Here is a 15,613-nt window from a genome sequence, read left to right as displayed (position 1 = left end):
GGCCCCTAGCGGTGGCCTGGGTAAGGCTAAAAGGCGGGGCCACTGGAAAGCGTGGCCTTCCCCGCCTGCCGGCTTAGGCCACCGCTCCCCCAAACAAAACAACTTCACCCCAGCGGGCGGTTGGTGTCGGCGGGTTTCGAGGCGCGCGGTGCCGGTTGGTGGGCTTCGTCGATGGGCGGGGGGTTTATTCTGAGGCGCGTGGGGTGGGTTGGCGGCCTTCGTCGATGTGGGGTGGGTTTCATCAGTGAGACTCCCAGGGGCGCGGCCCTTTTATCCCACACAAGCCCGGATGAACAGATCGGCCAACTCCCGTCCGTAAATCTCCGGATCAACCTCAGCGTCGATAGCTCCATCAATCCCATTGGCGATTGTTCGAGCCATCACAGTTACATCGAACTCGCGGAAGACTCCTTCCCGCTGGCCCTGGGTGAGCTGCCGAGCCAACCTTCCATGCCGGAACTCCGCCAATACCGGCGCCAGGTCGGCGACCCCCGAAGCAACCTCTCGAATGGCTTTGACCTGCTTGGCGTGCGTGTACAACAACCCAACCTGTGCCTCGATGTACCCGCGGACCATCCCAACCCGGTCGGTCACCCCCGCCAAGCGCTCCGTCATCCGCTCGTCAACCGTGCCCATCGCGGCGAGGAGGACGGCCATCATCAGGTCGTCCTTACCCCGGAAGTGGTAGGAGATCAGCCGAGTGCTGCTCAGCCCCGCGTGCTCCACGATCCGTGCGAACGAGGTCTTCCCGTACCCCACCTCCGCCAGCACCTCAATCGCCGCTCCTGTGATCTGCTCCCGACGGGCCGCCTCGGTGACTGTTACCTGCATGAGTAAATACTAACACAACCAAGTAACCCCACGTCCCGCCACGAGGTCCGCGTGGCCGCGCCCGATACCACGAGAGCGCTACCCACGGCATCGAGCCTAGTCAGGGGGCGTTGCCATTAGCGAACGTGCGCAAGTGTGAACGATCGGACGGTCAACGGGATCGTTAGTGCCACACTGTGCGTCAGTTGTGGCGCACCAACTCTGGGTGCACAGGTCCCCGGCGCGAGCCGGGAGCACATCGGCGCCGGTCGTGTAGCCCCCCGAGCGACCGGCGCCGGTGGCACCGAAGACCTGACCTCTCTCCCCTGTTCACGGCGCGGCGTCGGTGAGGGCTTTGCGGGTGAGGTGGAGGAGGGGGTGGGATTCGCGGCCGCGGCGGGTGGCGGTGGTGACGTGGCGGTGTGGGGCCGGGGTCACGGGGATGACCTGGGTGGGGTCGATGCCGCGCAGGGCGGTGCGGGGGATCAGCGCGATGCCGACTCCGGCGGTGACCAGGGCGGCCTCGGCGGTGAAGTCGTCGGAGGCGTGGGTGACGCGGGGGGTGAAGCCCGCCTTGGCACAGGCGGTGAGCAGGACCTCGCGGCAGGGGTTGCCGGGGTGGGGGACGATCCAGTCGTCGTCGGCGAGGTCGGTGATGGCGACGGTGGGGCGGCCGATCAGCGGGTGGTCGGGCGGCAGGACGGCGTCGAAGGGCTCGGTGTAGAGCGGGTCCCAGACGATCCGGTGTTCGACCGGGGTGTGCGCGGTGTGCATGGTGATGGCGATGTCGATCTCGCCGTCGAGCAGCAGCGGGAGGCTTTCCTGGCCCTCGGCGTCGCGCACCAGGATGGTGATGCCCGGGTTCGTCCGCCGCAGGGCGGCGATGGTGGGGGCGACGACCGTGGTGATGGCGGACGCGAACGCGGCGATGCGGACCTGACCGAGCTCACCGGCGGCGTAGGCGGCGAGCCGGGTCTCGGCGCGGTCCAGTTCGGCCAGCACCGCGTCCGCGTGTTCGACCAGCAGCTCCCCCGCCGGGGTCAGCCACACCCGCCTCCCCTTGCGCCGCAACAGTTCCTGCCCGACCTCGGACTCCAGCGAGGCCAATTGTTGCGACACGGCGGACGGGCTCAGGTGCAGTGCCTGGGCCGCCGCCGTCACGGTGCCGTGGTCGGCGAGCGCACGCAGGACCCGCAGTCGTCGAGGGTCGATCACCAGCACATGGTGCTCCCCGCCCGCCGCCGGTGCAGCCGACGGGTGTGTCGAATTGCCGCAAAGCCGCCGATCAGGCCATCTTCGCCCGCGCGGCGACGAACGCGTCCACCGCGCGGTTGACGTCGTCGGTGCTGTGCGCGGCGGACATCTGGGTGCGGATGCGGGCCTTGCCGTGCGGGACGACCGGGTACGAGAAGCCGATCACGTACACGCCCTGGTCGAGCAGCAGGTCGGCCATCCGGCTCGCCTCGGCGGCGTCGCCGATCATGACGGGGATGATCGCGTGCTCCCCGGGCAGCAGGTCGAACCCGGCCTCGGTCATCCTGGTCCGGAACAGGGCGCTGTTCTCGCGCAGCCGGGTGAGCAGCTCGGCGGACGAGTCGAGCAGGTCGAGCGCGGCCAGCGCGGCCGCGGTGATCGACGGGGCCAGCGAGTTGGAGAACAGGTACGGCCGGGACCGCTGCCGCAGCAACTCGACGATCTCGGCGCGGCCGGAGGTGTAGCCGCCGCTGGCGCCGCCGAGGGCCTTGCCGAGGGTGCCGGTGTAGATGTCGACCCGGTCGCCGACGCCGAAGTGCTCCGGGGTGCCGCGGCCGGTGGCGCCCATGAAGCCGACGGCGTGCGAGTCGTCGACCATGACCAGGGCGTCGTACCGCTCGGCCAGCGCGCAGATCTCGTCCAGCGGCGCCAGGTAGCCGTCCATGGAGAACACGCCGTCGGTGGCGATGAGCCGGTAGCGGGCGTCGGCCGCGGCGCGCAGTTGCTGCTCCAGGTCGGCCATGTCGCGGTTGCGGTAGCGCTTGCGGCCCGCCTTGCACAGCCGGATCCCGTCGATGATCGACGCGTGGTTGAGCTCGTCGGAGATCACCACGTCCCGGTCGGTGAGCAGGGTCTCGAACAGGCCGCCGTTGGCGTCGAAGCAGGAGCCGTACAGGATCGTGTCCGCGGTGCCGAGGAACGCCGAGATCCGCGCCTCCAACTCCTTGTGCGGGGCCTGGGTGCCGCAGATGAACCGCACCGAGGCCATCCCGAAGCCCCACTCGTCGAGCGCCCGCTTGGCCGCCGCGACCAGGGCTGGGTGGTCGGCGAGACCGAGGTAGTTGTTGGCGCAGAAGTTCAGCACCGGGTCGCCGCCGACCCGGACCGCCGCCCGCTGCGGTGACGTGATCACCCGCTCCGGCTTGTACAGCCCGGCGGCGCGGATCTCGTCGATGGTGCCGAGCAGGTCGTCGCGCAGCGCGCCGTACATCAGTTCTCCCAGTCCAGGATGACCTTGCCGCAGTCGCCGCCGCGGGCGGTGGCGAAGGCCTCGGCGAAGTCGGTGTGGTGGAACCGGTGGGTGATCACCGGCGAGATGTCCAGCCCGGCTTGCAGCAGCACGGACATGGCGTACCAGGTCTCGAACATCTCCCGGCCGTAGATGCCCTTGATGGTCAGCATCTTCAGCACGACCGCGCTGAAGTCGACCGGGATCTCGGTCGAGGGCAGGCCCAGCATGGCGATGCGGCCGCCGTGCGTCATGTTGGCGATCATCTCGCGCAGCGCGGAGGGCTGCCCGGACATCTCCATGCCGACGTCGAAGCCCTCGGTCATGGTCAACTGCGGGTAGACGGTGGCGATCCGGTGCGCGCTGACGTCCAGCGCCAGCGTCGCGCCGATCTTGCGGGCCAGTTCCAGCCGCGGCTCGCTGACGTCGGTGACCACCACGTGCCGGGCGCCCGCGTGCTTGGCGACCGCGGCGGCCATCAGCCCGATCGGACCGGCGCCGGTGATCAGCACGTCCTCGCCGAGCACCGGGAACGACAACGCCGTGTGCACCGCGTTGCCGAACGGGTCGAAGATCGCGGCCACGTCCAGGTCGACGTCGTGCCGGTGCACCCAGGCGTTGCCCTCGGGCAGCACGGCGTACTCGGCGAACGCGCCGTTGGTGTGCACGCCGAGGCCGACGGTGTTCGCGCACAGGTGCCTGCGCCCGGCCCGGCAGTTGCGGCAGCGCCCGCACACCAGGTGGCCCTCACCGGAGACCAGGTCCCCCACGGACACCTTGGTCACCGCGGCGCCGATGGCGACCACCTCGCCGACGAACTCGTGCCCGACCACCAGGGGCGCCTGCACCGCGTTGGCCGCCCACTCGTCCCACGCCTCGATGTGCAGGTCGGTCCCGCAGATGCCGGTGCGCAGCACCCGCAGCACCACGTCACCGGGACCCGGCTCGGGGTCCGGGACGTCCCGCAGTTCCAGCCCGGGACCGGCGGCCGGTTTGACCAGTGCCTTCAACGTTCTTCCTCCCCTGCGGCGGGTGCGACACCCTCCGCTGCGGAGTCTTGCGCCGACAACGCCACGCGGTCCATCTCAACTTTCCGCACTGCCTTGTCAGCATTTCCGCATAAGAATCAGGTGTCCCAACTGAGTTTCCACGGCTTGCGGACGGTCAGCGACCCGATGTGGATGTAGCTGGGCCTGCGTATCTGCACCGACCCGGCCTTCACCCGCCCGGTCAGCACGAACAGCGGCCCACCGCGAGCGGCGCCGACCTTGTTCTCCACCTTGCCCGCGATCACGCTCACCTCGTCGCTCACGCAGCCCGCGCCGTCGGGGAGCAGCATTTCGACCGAACCGCCGAGGACCTCCAGCCGGATGTGCACCTCGGCGTGGTTGATGACGGCCTCGGTGAAGTCGAACTCGCTGGAGCCCATCCGGTTGTGCACGGCCATCTCGCGCGGGACGGTCCACACCCCCTCGCGCTTGATCGAGGACATGACGGCGCGGAACTCTTGCGGCGGCATCGCGGTGGGGCTACCGGGTTCGCGGTTGACCACGCCCGCCAGGTCGACCAGGACGACGTTGAGCTCGACCCGGGTCTTGGCGGCCAGCGCGGTGTCGGTGCGGGCGGTGAACTCGTCGAGGCTGAGCATCCCCTGGCCGATGGCCTTCTGCAGGATGCCGACGACGTGCTCCCGTTCGGCGTCGGAGACCCGCAGGTCTCGCGGGTTGATCGGTTCGGTGCTCACCGGTCCAGGCTACTGCGGCGGGTCGGCGTCCAGCCCGTGTTCGATGGCGTACCTGGCCAGTTCGACCCGGTTGTGCAACTGCAGTTTGCGCAGCGTGGACTGCACGTGGTTCTCCACCGTGCGGTGCGACAGGACGAGTCGATCGGCTATCTGGCGGGCGGTCAGCCCCTTCGCGACCAGCCGCAGGACGTCGGTCTCGCGGTCGGTGAGCTGGGGGGTCGCCGGGTCCGCCGGGCCTGCCGCCATCCGCCGGTACTCGCCGAGGACCAGCCCGGCCAGGCCCGCGGTGAAGACGGCGTCACCTGTGGCGGTACGGGTAACAGCGTCGTCCAACTCCTCCGCGGACGCGGACTTGACGAGGTAACCGAAGGCTCCTGCCTTCACGGCTTCCAACACGTCGTTGTGCTCGCCGCTGGCGGACAACACCAACACGCGCGTGCCGGCTAACTCGCCGGTGATCTCGCGGGTCGCGTCCACGCCGGAACCGGTGCCCAGGTTCAGGTCCATCAGCACCACATCGGGCCGCACCGCGCGGGCGATCCGCACCGCCGAGGGCGCGTCCCCGGCCGTCGCCCGCACGTCGAACCCGCGTTCGGCCAGGTCGCGGGCCACTCCGTCGCGCCAGATCGGGTGGTCGTCGACGACCATCACCGAGATCGCCCGCTCAGCCACACGACCTCCCCGGGTACGGCAGCCGGATCTCCCACTCGGTGCCCTGCGCGGGTGCGGTCTCCAGGGTGACCGTGCCGCCCAGTTCGGCCACCCGACCCCGGATGGACCGGGCCACCCCGAGCCGCCCCTGTTCCTCGGCCGCCGCCAGCCGTCCCGCCGGGATGCCGACGCCGTCGTCGCGGACGCTGACCACCACTTCCTGGCCGAGGTCCTCCAGCAGCACCCAGGCGCGCGCGGTCGGACCGGCGTGCCGGTCGACGTTCTCCAGCGCCTCCCGCACCAGGTAGGCCAGCTCGGTCGCGGCCGACTCGGGGACGGTCACCGGTGTCCCGGGCACCGACACCTGGTACCGGTCGGTGGCCAGGACCTGCAGCCGCGGCCGCAGGTCGGCCTGACCGCTGCCGTTGGACTCCAGCGGCGCGGCGGCGACCAGCGCGCGCAGCGCCACCTCCTGCCTGCCCGCCAACTCGGCCAGCTCGGCGGCCTCCCCACCCAGCTCCCGGCCGCGCTTGCGGACCCGGGCCAGCACCTGCAGCACGCTGTCGTGGATGGTCCTGGCCAGCCGCTCCCGCTCGGCGGTCGCCGCCTCGGCCCGCATCGCCATCGCCAGCCGCTCGGCCGACTGCTTCGACGTCGACGACGCCAACCCCACCACGAACCCGACCCCGACCAGCAGCACCAGGTCCCTGGTCAGGTCGGTGTCGACGTAGCCGCGCACCCCGTAGTTGAAGGCGGCGACGACCGCGCCGAACACCGTGCCGCCGACCATGCCGGATCGGACCGCGCCGACCGCGACCACGGCTGTCACCCACACGGTGGGGATGAGCGGCACGTCGTCCACGGTCAACTGCCGGTGGGTCAGCACGAGCCGGGACAGGCACATCACCGCGCAGCACAGCGCCAAGTCGACCACGGTGAACCAGAGCGCGACCCTGGCGCGGCCCAGGTAGTAGTAAGAGGTGACGACGGTCCACACCGCCATCACCCCGACCGCCACCCAGGCCAGCGCGTCGTCCGCGTACTGCCCCGAGTGCGCGGCCACCACCCCCGCCGCGAACAGCAACGTGATGACCCGAAGCAGCACCGAGGCCCGCCAGAGCGGCTTGAGCGCGTCCTTGCGGACCGCCCGCCCCGGCTGCCGGATCACACTCGCCCCGGCTCCGGCTGGTCGCCCGCCTCGTCGTCCTCGGTGACGTTGGGTTGGGACGAGGCGTCGTCGAGCACGTCCACCTCGTCCGGATCGGTGCCGCCCTCGTGCAGCAGCGACCGGATCCCGGCGTTGAGCACGGCCAGCAGCGGCACCGACAGCAGCGCCCCGGCGATGCCCGCCGCGATCAGGCCGACGGCGATGGCCAGCACCACGGCCAGCGGGTGCAGCTTCACCGCGCGGCCGAGCAGCCACGGCTGCAGCACGTGGCTCTCGATCTGCATGATCAGGACCAGCACCGCGAGCACCAGCAGCGCCGAGACGAACCCGTTGGCCACCAGCGCGATCAACACCGCCACGGTGCCCGCCACCAGCGCCCCGATGATCGGGATGAACGCGGTGAGGAACACCAGCGCGGCCAGCGGCACCACCAGCGGCACCCCGATGATCCACAGTCCGATGCCGATGAAGACCGCGTCGAACACCGCGACCGCCGCTGTGGCCCGCACGTAACTGACCAGCGACGAGAACCCGCGCCGACCGGCCACGTCGACCCGGTCGCGGACCGGACCGGGCACCCCGCGCACCACGAACCGCCAGATCCCGGCCCCGTCGAAGAGGAAGAAGATCAGGATGAACAGGGTCAGCAGCAACCCGGTCAGCACCTCGCCGATGGTCGCGGCCGTGGTGATCGCGCCCGAGGTGATCGCCGCCTGGTTGCTCTTGATCGTGTCGATCACGTTCTGCAGGAACGAGTGGATCTGGTCCGCGCGCAGGTGCAGCGGCCCGGTGGACAGCCAGGTCTGGATCGTGTCGAGGCTGCTGTTCACCTGGGTCTGCAACTGGGGCAGGCCGCTGGTGAACTCGGTGATCACGAAGGTGAGCACACCGCCGACCACGGCCAGGCCGCCGATCAGCACTATCGCGGTGGCCAGCGAGCGCGGTACCCGCCACTCGACCAGCTTGCCGACCCCCGGGGCCATCAGCGCCGCGAGCAGTAAGGCGATCGCCACCGGGATGACGGCGGCCGCGAAGTAGTCCAACAGCCAGAGGACCACGTACAGCGCGCCGATGATCACCAGGAAGCGCCAGGACAGCGCGGCGCTGACCCGGAGCCCCTTGGGCACCAGCGGGGTGACGTCGTTGGCGGGGAGCGTAGTGCGGTGCTTGAGGCCCGCGACGCGGTTTCTGCTCATCGCGGATCACGGTAATCGGTCGAACCGGTCCGCGGTGAACAACTTGTCTGATGTGATATGGCTCGTGACCGCCTACGTGCCGCCGGACGAGCTCACCGACACCGAACGGGCGGTCCTCGAGTCCTTCCGCGACGGTGCCCGGCTGGACCTGGCGGGCCGCGCCGACCGACGGGTCCGCGGCCCGGTGCTGGCCGCGCTGCTGGTCGGCGCCTACCCGCTCGGGCAGGGCGCGATGCCCGCGCTGCGGTTGGACAACGCGCACGTCACCGGCCGGTTCGACCTGGAGGGCCGCACCGTCGACCCGGTCATCACGCTGCAGCGGTGCGAGTTCGAGCACGCCCCGGTGCTGCGGATGGCCCGGCTGGTCGCGCTCAGCCTGCGCGGCTGCCGGATGCCCGGACTGTTCGCGCGGAACGTGCGGGTGGGCAGCGATCTGCTGTTGGAGTCCGGCTACACCTGTTCAGGGGTGCTGGACCTGACCGACGCCACTGTCGAGGGGACGCTGCGGCTGGCCGGGGCGGTGCTGCGCAACGCGGGGGCGGCGGCGCTGCTCGGCGCCCGGCTGCGGGTCTCCGGGTCGATCCAGGCGGTCGCGCTGCGCGTGTTCGGCGAACTGCGGCTGCGTGGCGCGCACGTCGGCGGCAGCGTCCACCTCACCGGCGCCCGGCTGGCGCACCCGTCGGGGACCGCGCTGGAGGCGAGCGGTCTTGTCATCGTGGGCAACATGCTGTGCGACACCGGCGGCGGCCAGTTCGACGTGGCGGGCACGGTGATCCTCTCGGGCGCGCGCATCGGCGGTGACGCGGTGTTCTCCGGCGCGCGGCTGCACGACGCCCGTGACGGCGACGGCCAGGTGCGCGTGCTGCCCAGGGGCACGGTCGACAACCACTACGTCCTCGACGCCGACCGGCTGCGGGTGGACGGCGACCTGAAGCTCGACAGCGGGTTCACCGCGGGCGGCACCGTCGGCCTGCGCGGCGCCAAGATCGGCGGTCACCTGCTGCTGTCCGGGGCGACCCTCGGCCGCCGCTCGGCCGTCCAGGACATGGCGCGGGCGTTCGCCGAGGGCCGCGACGTCGGCCGGGTGTCGGTGGCCCTGGTCGCCGACGGGGTCGAGGTGCTCGGCGACGTCGAGGCCCGCGGCGCGCAGACCGGGGTGGGTGGCACCGACGGCGACCCGCGGACCGCGCTGCGCGCTTATGGCCAGGTCCGGTTGGTCGACGCGCACGTGCACGGCAGCGCGAGCCTGTCCCGGGCACGGTTGCGCGGGCCGGGTGTTGACGTGCTGTTCGCCGACCGGCTGCGCGTCGGCGGCACCCTGTTCCTGCGCAAGATCCGCGCGGCGGGGTCGATCCGGCTGCAGAACGCCAACATCGGTTCCAGCCTCGACTGCTCCGGCGCGCACCTCACCAAGCCGCGATTACGCCCGGACGGCACGGTCAAGCCCTCGCTGGACGCGCGCGTCGCGACCATCGGCAAAGACCTGCTGTGCAGCCACGGGTTCCGCGCCATCGGCGGTGTACGGGTGCGGCTCGTCGAGGTGGGCAAGATGGCCACCTTCGCGGGGGCCCGGCTCGGTGGGCGGACCAGACCCGCGGACCCCGTCGCGGACAAGGTGTTCTCCGCGTACGGGCTCACTGCGCAGGAGTTGGTGCTGATCTTCCCCGAACGGCGACCGCCGCGCGGCGCGGTGATCCTCACCCGCGCGTCGGCGGTGTCGGTGTTCGACGGCCCCGGGCTGTGGGCGGCGCACGGTGGTGTGGAACTGGAGGATTTCACCTTTACCGCACTCACCGCGGTGCCAGAGGTAACTGTCAAAACGCGGCTGCAGTGGCTGCGGGAGGTTCAACCCGACTTCGCGCCCGGCCCCTACGAGCGACTGGCCGCCGTCTACTCCGAAGGCGGACAGGAGGAACTGGCGCGACAGGTCCACCTCGAACGGCAGCGCCGCCGGTACGCCGAACTCCACTGGGCAGGCCGGTTCTGGGGGCGGCTGCAGGAGATCACCGTCGGCTTCGGGTACCGGCCGTGGCTGGCGATGATCTGGCTCGCGCTGTTCTGGATCCTCGGCACGCTCTGGTTCAGCACGCACACCATGCAGAAGCTCGACAACGACGTGAACCCGGTGTGGAACCCGCCGCTGCTGTCCACCGACCTGCTGCTGCCCATCGTCGACCTGGGGCAGGACAACAAGTGGCGGATGGTCGGCGCGTCCCAGTGGATCTCGGGGGTGCTGATCGCGGTCGGCTGGATCCTGGCCACCACGGCGGCCGCCGGAGCGACCCGGGTGCTGAAGCGGGACTGAGTTCCGCTCGGTTCGACCCTGTGGACAGCTCGGGGCGGAAACCCGCGATCACCAGTGATAGTCGCTGAGCGTGATCTGTGGAAACACTCTGTGTTCGTCACACGATCCGGTGGGCATCCTGAGTCACGCGTGCATAACGACCCGCTCGGGTGCGAGTGTTTTCGCTGCACGGCGGACCCGCCGTGCACACGGATCGGAAGGGCGACCCGGGACAAGCGATGAGCGGCCACGACGACGTGCAGACGAGAGAGGCGACCGCGACGCGGCGCGTCCTCTCCCGTGCCCTGCTCGTCCTCGGTGGCACCCTCGCGGGTACCGCGGCGGCGTGGGCTTTCGCCACCGCCACCGCGAGCGCCGATGTCGCCACCGACCTGCAGCACGATCTGCGGTCGGTGGTGGACGCCGCCCCCGACGCCCCCGCCCTCGTCGACGTCAAGACCGCCCTGGTCGGGCTGACCGACCGGGTGGGCACGCTCGTCGGCGAACCGGTCGACGCCACCCGGGTGACCGAGGTGAGCCACCAGGCGACCCGGACGGCCACCCAGGCCACCCAGGCCGTCGACCAGTTCGGCCGTGACCTGGCCAGGCAACTGCGCCCCGTCCGGCTCGACCTGCCGCTCGGCGGGTCGGCAGGCCGCGGCACCAGCCACCAGGTCGCCCCCGCGGCCGGGCCGACCGGGCCGCTCGCGGACCCGGCGCCCGGATCTCCCGACGTCACGCAGGCCGACCCGGCCGCGACCAGCGCGGCCCCGGCCGCCCAGGTCGCCGACCGGCACCCGGCGGGCGCCACCCGGCGCGCCGCGGGCACCGGCCTGTCCCAGCGCGGCTCCCCCGAGACCGCCGACGCGCGGGCCGACCGGCCGAACCCCACCCGACCCACCGGCCCCAGCCCGCTGGCGCCGTTGAGCATGCCCGCTCCCGCAGGCCCGGTGAACACCACCGGCGCAGGCGCGGCGGACGCCCTCGGTCACGGCCTGGTGGCCGTCACCCCGGCCGATTCCGACACCACCCCGGCACTCGCGCACCGCGCGACCCCGGTCGTGGTTGTCGCGGCGGTCGCCGCACAGCCCGGCGTCACCCCCGACTGATCCGCGGCGCGGCCGGGGAGCCCAGCGCTCCCCAGGTCCAGCGCCCACGTCCGCGGGGCCGAGGCCGCGCCTTGAGCCAGTACCTCTCGCCGAAATCCCGGGTGACCACCCGCCTCCCGACGCGCCCGGCGTCGTGGTCACCCGTGCCTGTTCAACCCATGAAGGAGAACCATGCAGACCTGGGCTAAGCGCGGATTCCAGACCGCGCTGGTCACCGGTGGCTTGCTCATGCTGGGCACCGGAATCGCCTCCGCCGATGACAACGTCAACCCGGACACCCCCGCGCCCGCGTTGGACACGAAGGTCGTCGTCGACGCAAGGGTGCAGAACAACGCGATCGGCACCGTGCTGGGCGACAAGCGCCTGCCGGACGTCAACCGCACCATCTCCACCAGCCCCCGCGAGGTCCTCAAGGCCGTCCCGGGTGGCACGCTGGTCGCCCCGCTGGCCGACTCGGCCTCGGAGAAGCTGCTCACCGGCAACAACGCCCCGCTGCGCGCCAACAAGATCGTCAGCGGCGTCACCGTCCCGGTCGACGTGTCCGGCAACGCGATCGCCCTCGGCGGCGACTCGTCGGTCACCAACAACTCGACCCAGACCACCAACATCTCCCGCCCGGTCAGCACGACCGGCGAGGACCGCGCGATCGCGGGCAACGTCGTCAACCTCGACTACGCCGCCCCGGTCCAGGTGACCGGCAACGCCGCCAGCATCCTGGGCGACGCCACCACGCACAACACCGCCGACCAGACCGCGCACGCCGACGGCGACATCACCACCACCGGTGCGGACGGCACGCTGTCCGGCAACGTCGTCGGCGCCCAGGGCGCGAGCCCGGTCCAGCTCAACGGCAACGCGGTCACCGTCGGCGGCAAGGCCGACTCGGACTCCACCACCAGCTCCGACAGCCTGGCCGGTGGCGTCATCAAGACCGACGGCGAGGACTCCACCCTCGGCGGCAACGGCGCCGTCGTCCCGCTGACCGCCCCGGTCCGCGGCACCGGCACCGGTCTCGGCGTGCTCGGCAAGGCCACCGCCAACTCGGTCAACTCCACCACCGCCCAGTCCGGCGCGCAGAGCCCCGACCTCGGCGGCAACCCGGTGTACGTGCACACCAACGGCGTCGACTCCACCGGCGGCGGCAACATCGTGCAGCCCGCCATCACCGCGCCCACCACCGCCGACTGCACCTCGTCGGTCGTCGTCGGCCAGTCGCACACCACCTGCGCCTCGGACCTGGTGTCCGTCGCGGGCGGCGGCAACCGCTCCAACGGCACCGACTCGGTGCTCGGCGGCGCGATCGGCGCCACCTCCACCGCTGCCCCGGTCTCGGCCATCGGCAACGCGGCAGGCGTGATCGGCAACGCCACCACCGACCAGAACAACGTGATCGACACCGGCGTCGGCGGCACCGCGATCACCCGCGGCGAGCAGGGCGTGCTCTCCGGCACCCTGGTCAACAACCCGATCTCGGCGCCGATCGATTCCTGCGCCAACGGCGGCGTCATCGGTGGCAACTCCACCATCGCCTGCGAGAACATCACCACCACCAACGCGGGCGGCGACGCGGGCACCAGCGGCGACGACTCCGTCGGCGGCGGCAACGGCGGCCAGATCCCGGTCACCGTGCCCACCGAGCTGATCAGCAACGGCATCGGCGCGGGCGGCAACTCCGACATCACCGCCACCGAGACCAAGTTCTCCAGCGCGGGCGGCGACGCCAACACGGCCGACGACAACGCGGTCGGCGCGGCCAACCTGGTCAACACCCCGATCGCGGCGCCCATCCAGGCGTTCGGCAACGGGGTCGGCGCGGTCGCCAACACCACGTCGGACACCGCGCTGGAGAACCAGATCATCGCGGGCAGCGACTCGAAGGCCTCGGCCACCGGCGGCACCGCCTCCGGCAACATCGTGCAGAGCCCGGCGGCCCTGCCGATCCAGGCGTTCGGCATCGGCGGCACCGTCGGCGGCCACGGCAACGCCAAGGGCAGCAACGTCTCCGACATCGCCACCGGCGGCATCGCGACCACCGACGGCAAGGACGGCAGCCTCGCGGGCAACATCGCGACGGTGCCGGTCGCCGGTGCGCTGCAGCCCTTCGGCGACTCGATCGCCGTCGCGGGCAAGAACATCGCGGGCGCCGACAACACCGTCACCACCACCGCGGGCGACAAGGCCACCACCAGCGGCCAGCGCGGTTCGATCTCCGGCAACATCGTCGGTGCCCAGGCGGGCCCGGTCGTCCAGGCGTTCGGCGCAGCGGTCTCCGGTGTCGCCGGGGACAACAAGGCCAACTCGACCTCGTCGAGCACCGCCAACTCCGGTGGCGACCTGACCACCAACGGCGATTACGGGTTCCTCTCCGGCACCCTCGCCGACGTCCCGGCGGGCGCCTTCGTCCAGCCGCACGGCGACGCGGTGTCCGCGGTCGGCAGCCACGCCTTCGGCATCTCGGACAACAACACCACCGGCCAGGTCGGCGGCCACTCCACCACCAGCGGTCAGGGCGGCAGCCTCAACGGCATCCACCTCACCGCGCCCACCAACGCCAACGCCCCGGTCTACAACGTGCCGGTCGAGGTGGCGGCGAACGCCGTCGCCGCCGCCAAGCAGGTCAACACCGCGCACATCGGTGACACAAGCGTCACCGACGAGACCCCGCTGCGGCTGCCCACCGTCGGTGGCCTCGAGGCCACCGAGCTGCCGTTCAACGGGATCTTCGGCGGCCTGCCCACCCAGCGCTCGGCCATGGGCAGCCCGCTCGGCGGCCTGTCCACCGGCACGCTGACCCACGCCCTGCCCACCAGCGGCACCCTGCCGACCAGCGGCCTGACCGGTGGCCTCACCGGCGGCGGCCTGCCCGGCGCGAGCCTGGTCGATGGCCTGCCGGTGGCGGGTCTGCTCGGCGGTGGCCTGCCCGGCGGCAACGTGATCGGTGGCCTGCCCACCGACGGGCTGACCGGCGGCCTGCCGGTGCACGTCACCCCGCCCGCCGCGGGTCGCTCGAACCTGCCCACCGACGGCCTGAGCGGTGCCTTCTCCGGCAACCTGTTCCAGGCCCCGGCGCTGCCGCACCTGCCGGTCGGCGGCTCCTCGCTGCCGGTGAACGGGCTGCCGGTCAACGCTCTCCCCGTCAACGGTCTCCCGGTCAACGGTCTCCCGGTCAACGGGCTGCCGGTGAACGGGCTGCCGGTGAACGGTTCGGCGCTCCCGGTGCACACCCCCGCGCTGTCCGGCCTGGACACGCACTCCGCGCTGCCCGCCGTGTCGTCGCTGAGCGACACCCAGTCGCAGCTGCGGAACCTGTTCCACTGATCCGCGTCCGAAGTGGACTGGCCCGGGGACTCCCCCCGGGCCAGTCCCGTTTTCTCAGCCGAACTGCCAGGACCGCTTGGACAGGCCGTACCAGAAGCCGTCGATCACCGCCCGCTGCTCCCCCGGACTGTCCACAGTGGCCCCCAGCGCGACGAACAGCGGCGCGAAGTGCTCGGTCCTCGGGTGCGCCAGCCGGGCCGCGGGCGCCTTGCGCTGGAAGTCGACCAACGCGTCCAGGTCGTGCTCGGCGATGGCCCGGTCGCCCCAGTCGTCGAACTCGCTGGACCAGGCGGGCGGGGTGTGGCCGGGGTCGCGGCTCATGCTCAGGCCGGACAGGTTGTGCGTGAAGAAGCCGCTCCCGATGATCAGCACCCCTTCGTCGCGCAACGGCGCGAGCTTCCGGCCGATCTCCAGCAACGTCGCCGGGTCCAGGGTCGGCATCGAGATCTGCAACACCGGGACGTCGGCATCGGGGAACATCTCGACCAGCGGCACGTACGCGCCGTGGTCCAACCCGCGCGCGGGTTCGTCCTGCACCGGGGTTCCCTTGCCGCGCAGCAACTTCCGCACCTTGGCCGCCAACTCCGGCGCACCGGGCGCGGGGTAGCGCACCTGGTAGTAGCGCTCCGGGAACCCCCAGAAGTCGTAGGTCAACGGCACCGTCTCCGTCGCCCCGATCGCCAGCGGCGCTTCCTCCCAGTGCGCGGACACGATCAGGATCGCCGCAGGCCGCGCCAACCCGGTCGACCACCGCGCGAGCTGTTCGGTCCACAACGCGTCATCGGCCAACGGCGGGGCGCCGTGGCTCAGGTAGAGCACGGGCTGTGCGGTCATGTCCCACCTCTTGGTTG

Annotated in this window: 12 protein-coding genes; 3 read left to right on the top strand and 9 right to left on the bottom strand. The window is 71.5% G+C overall.

The genetic code is table 11. The annotated features are described in order from the left end of the window. Positions 1 to 270 precede the first annotated feature (270 nt). From H504_RS0104300 to H504_RS0104265, 8 genes are all read right to left on the bottom strand, one after another. Entirely contained in the window at positions 271 to 831 is a 561-nt protein-coding gene (locus H504_RS0104300) for a TetR/AcrR family transcriptional regulator (protein ID WP_026421774.1), read from the bottom strand. A gap of 309 nt (positions 832 to 1,140) precedes the next feature. Then, a complete protein-coding gene (locus H504_RS0104295) occupies positions 1,141 to 2,025 on the bottom strand; it encodes a LysR family transcriptional regulator (protein ID WP_026421773.1) in 885 nt (294 codons plus the stop codon). Positions 2,026 to 2,095: 70 nt separating this feature from the next. Next, positions 2,096 to 3,274: a glycine C-acetyltransferase gene (locus H504_RS0104290; protein ID WP_026421772.1), complete on the bottom strand. Its 1,179-nt coding sequence runs from the start codon at positions 3,272 to 3,274 to the stop codon at positions 2,096 to 2,098. Then, on the bottom strand, positions 3,274 to 4,302 hold the full coding sequence (gene tdh, locus H504_RS0104285; protein WP_026421771.1) for an L-threonine 3-dehydrogenase: 1,029 nt from the start codon (positions 4,300 to 4,302) through the stop codon (positions 3,274 to 3,276). The genes H504_RS0104290 and tdh overlap by 1 nt, the downstream gene beginning before the upstream one ends. Before the next feature lie 116 nt (positions 4,303 to 4,418). Next, positions 4,419 to 5,036, bottom strand: a complete 618-nt coding sequence (locus H504_RS33220; RefSeq protein ID WP_035303276.1) for a DUF1707 SHOCT-like domain-containing protein — start codon at positions 5,034 to 5,036, stop codon at positions 4,419 to 4,421. A gap of 9 nt (positions 5,037 to 5,045) precedes the next feature. After that, a complete protein-coding gene (locus H504_RS0104275) occupies positions 5,046 to 5,684 on the bottom strand; it encodes a response regulator (RefSeq protein WP_211239256.1) in 639 nt (212 codons plus the stop codon). A gap of 16 nt (positions 5,685 to 5,700) precedes the next feature. Then, positions 5,701 to 6,855 carry a MacS family sensor histidine kinase gene (gene macS / locus H504_RS0104270; protein ID WP_026421769.1) on the bottom strand — a complete coding sequence of 385 codons (1,155 nt, stop codon included), beginning with the start codon at positions 6,853 to 6,855 and terminating at the stop codon, positions 5,701 to 5,703. Continuing rightward, entirely contained in the window at positions 6,852 to 8,051 is a 1,200-nt protein-coding gene (locus H504_RS0104265; protein ID WP_026421768.1) for an AI-2E family transporter, read from the bottom strand. Before H504_RS0104265 ends, macS begins: the two co-directional genes overlap by 4 nt. 64 nt (positions 8,052 to 8,115) lie before the next feature. Here H504_RS0104265 and H504_RS0104260 point away from each other — a divergent pair, with 64 nt between their 5' ends. From H504_RS0104260 to H504_RS43560, 3 genes are all read left to right on the top strand, one after another. After that, positions 8,116 to 10,356, top strand: a complete 2,241-nt coding sequence (locus tag H504_RS0104260; protein ID WP_245614069.1) for a translocation/assembly module TamB domain-containing protein — start codon at positions 8,116 to 8,118, stop codon at positions 10,354 to 10,356. A 218-nt stretch (positions 10,357 to 10,574) separates the two neighbouring features. Then, a complete protein-coding gene (locus H504_RS0104255; protein WP_026421766.1) occupies positions 10,575 to 11,444 on the top strand; it encodes a hypothetical protein in 870 nt (289 codons plus the stop codon). A gap of 171 nt (positions 11,445 to 11,615) precedes the next feature. Continuing rightward, entirely contained in the window at positions 11,616 to 14,762 is a 3,147-nt protein-coding gene (locus H504_RS43560; protein ID WP_026421765.1) for a beta strand repeat-containing protein, read from the top strand. 54 nt (positions 14,763 to 14,816) lie between these two features. Here H504_RS43560 and H504_RS0104245 read toward each other — a convergent pair whose 3' ends face one another. Beyond that, on the bottom strand, positions 14,817 to 15,596 hold the full coding sequence (locus tag H504_RS0104245; protein WP_026421764.1) for a dioxygenase family protein: 780 nt from the start codon (positions 15,594 to 15,596) through the stop codon (positions 14,817 to 14,819). Positions 15,597 to 15,613: the final 17 nt, after the last annotated feature.

The sequence above is a fragment of the Actinokineospora inagensis DSM 44258 genome (assembly GCF_000482865.1).
In the GTDB taxonomy this organism is placed as follows: Bacteria; Actinomycetota; Actinomycetes; order Mycobacteriales; family Pseudonocardiaceae; genus Actinokineospora; species Actinokineospora inagensis.
This window is presented reverse-complemented; position numbering and strand designations above follow the sequence as displayed.

What these genes read in the sequence shown, in the direction of transcription:
- H504_RS43560 (WP_026421765.1), top strand. Translation starts at nt 11,616, where the DNA reads ATGCAGACCTGGGCTAAGCGCGGATTCCAGACCGCGCTGGTCACCGGT.
- H504_RS0104290 (WP_026421772.1), bottom strand. Translation starts at nt 3,274, where the DNA reads ATGTACGGCGCGCTGCGCGACGACCTGCTCGGCACCATCGACGAGATC.
- H504_RS0104265 (WP_026421768.1), bottom strand. Translation starts at nt 8,051, where the DNA reads ATGAGCAGAAACCGCGTCGCGGGCCTCAAGCACCGCACTACGCTCCCC.
- H504_RS0104255 (WP_026421766.1), top strand. Translation starts at nt 10,575, where the DNA reads ATGAGCGGCCACGACGACGTGCAGACGAGAGAGGCGACCGCGACGCGG.
- H504_RS0104300 (WP_026421774.1), bottom strand. Translation starts at nt 831, where the DNA reads ATGCAGGTAACAGTCACCGAGGCGGCCCGTCGGGAGCAGATCACAGGA.
- H504_RS0104245 (WP_026421764.1), bottom strand. Translation starts at nt 15,596, where the DNA reads ATGACCGCACAGCCCGTGCTCTACCTGAGCCACGGCGCCCCGCCGTTG.
- H504_RS0104275 (WP_211239256.1), bottom strand. Translation starts at nt 5,684, where the DNA reads ATGGTCGTCGACGACCACCCGATCTGGCGCGACGGAGTGGCCCGCGAC.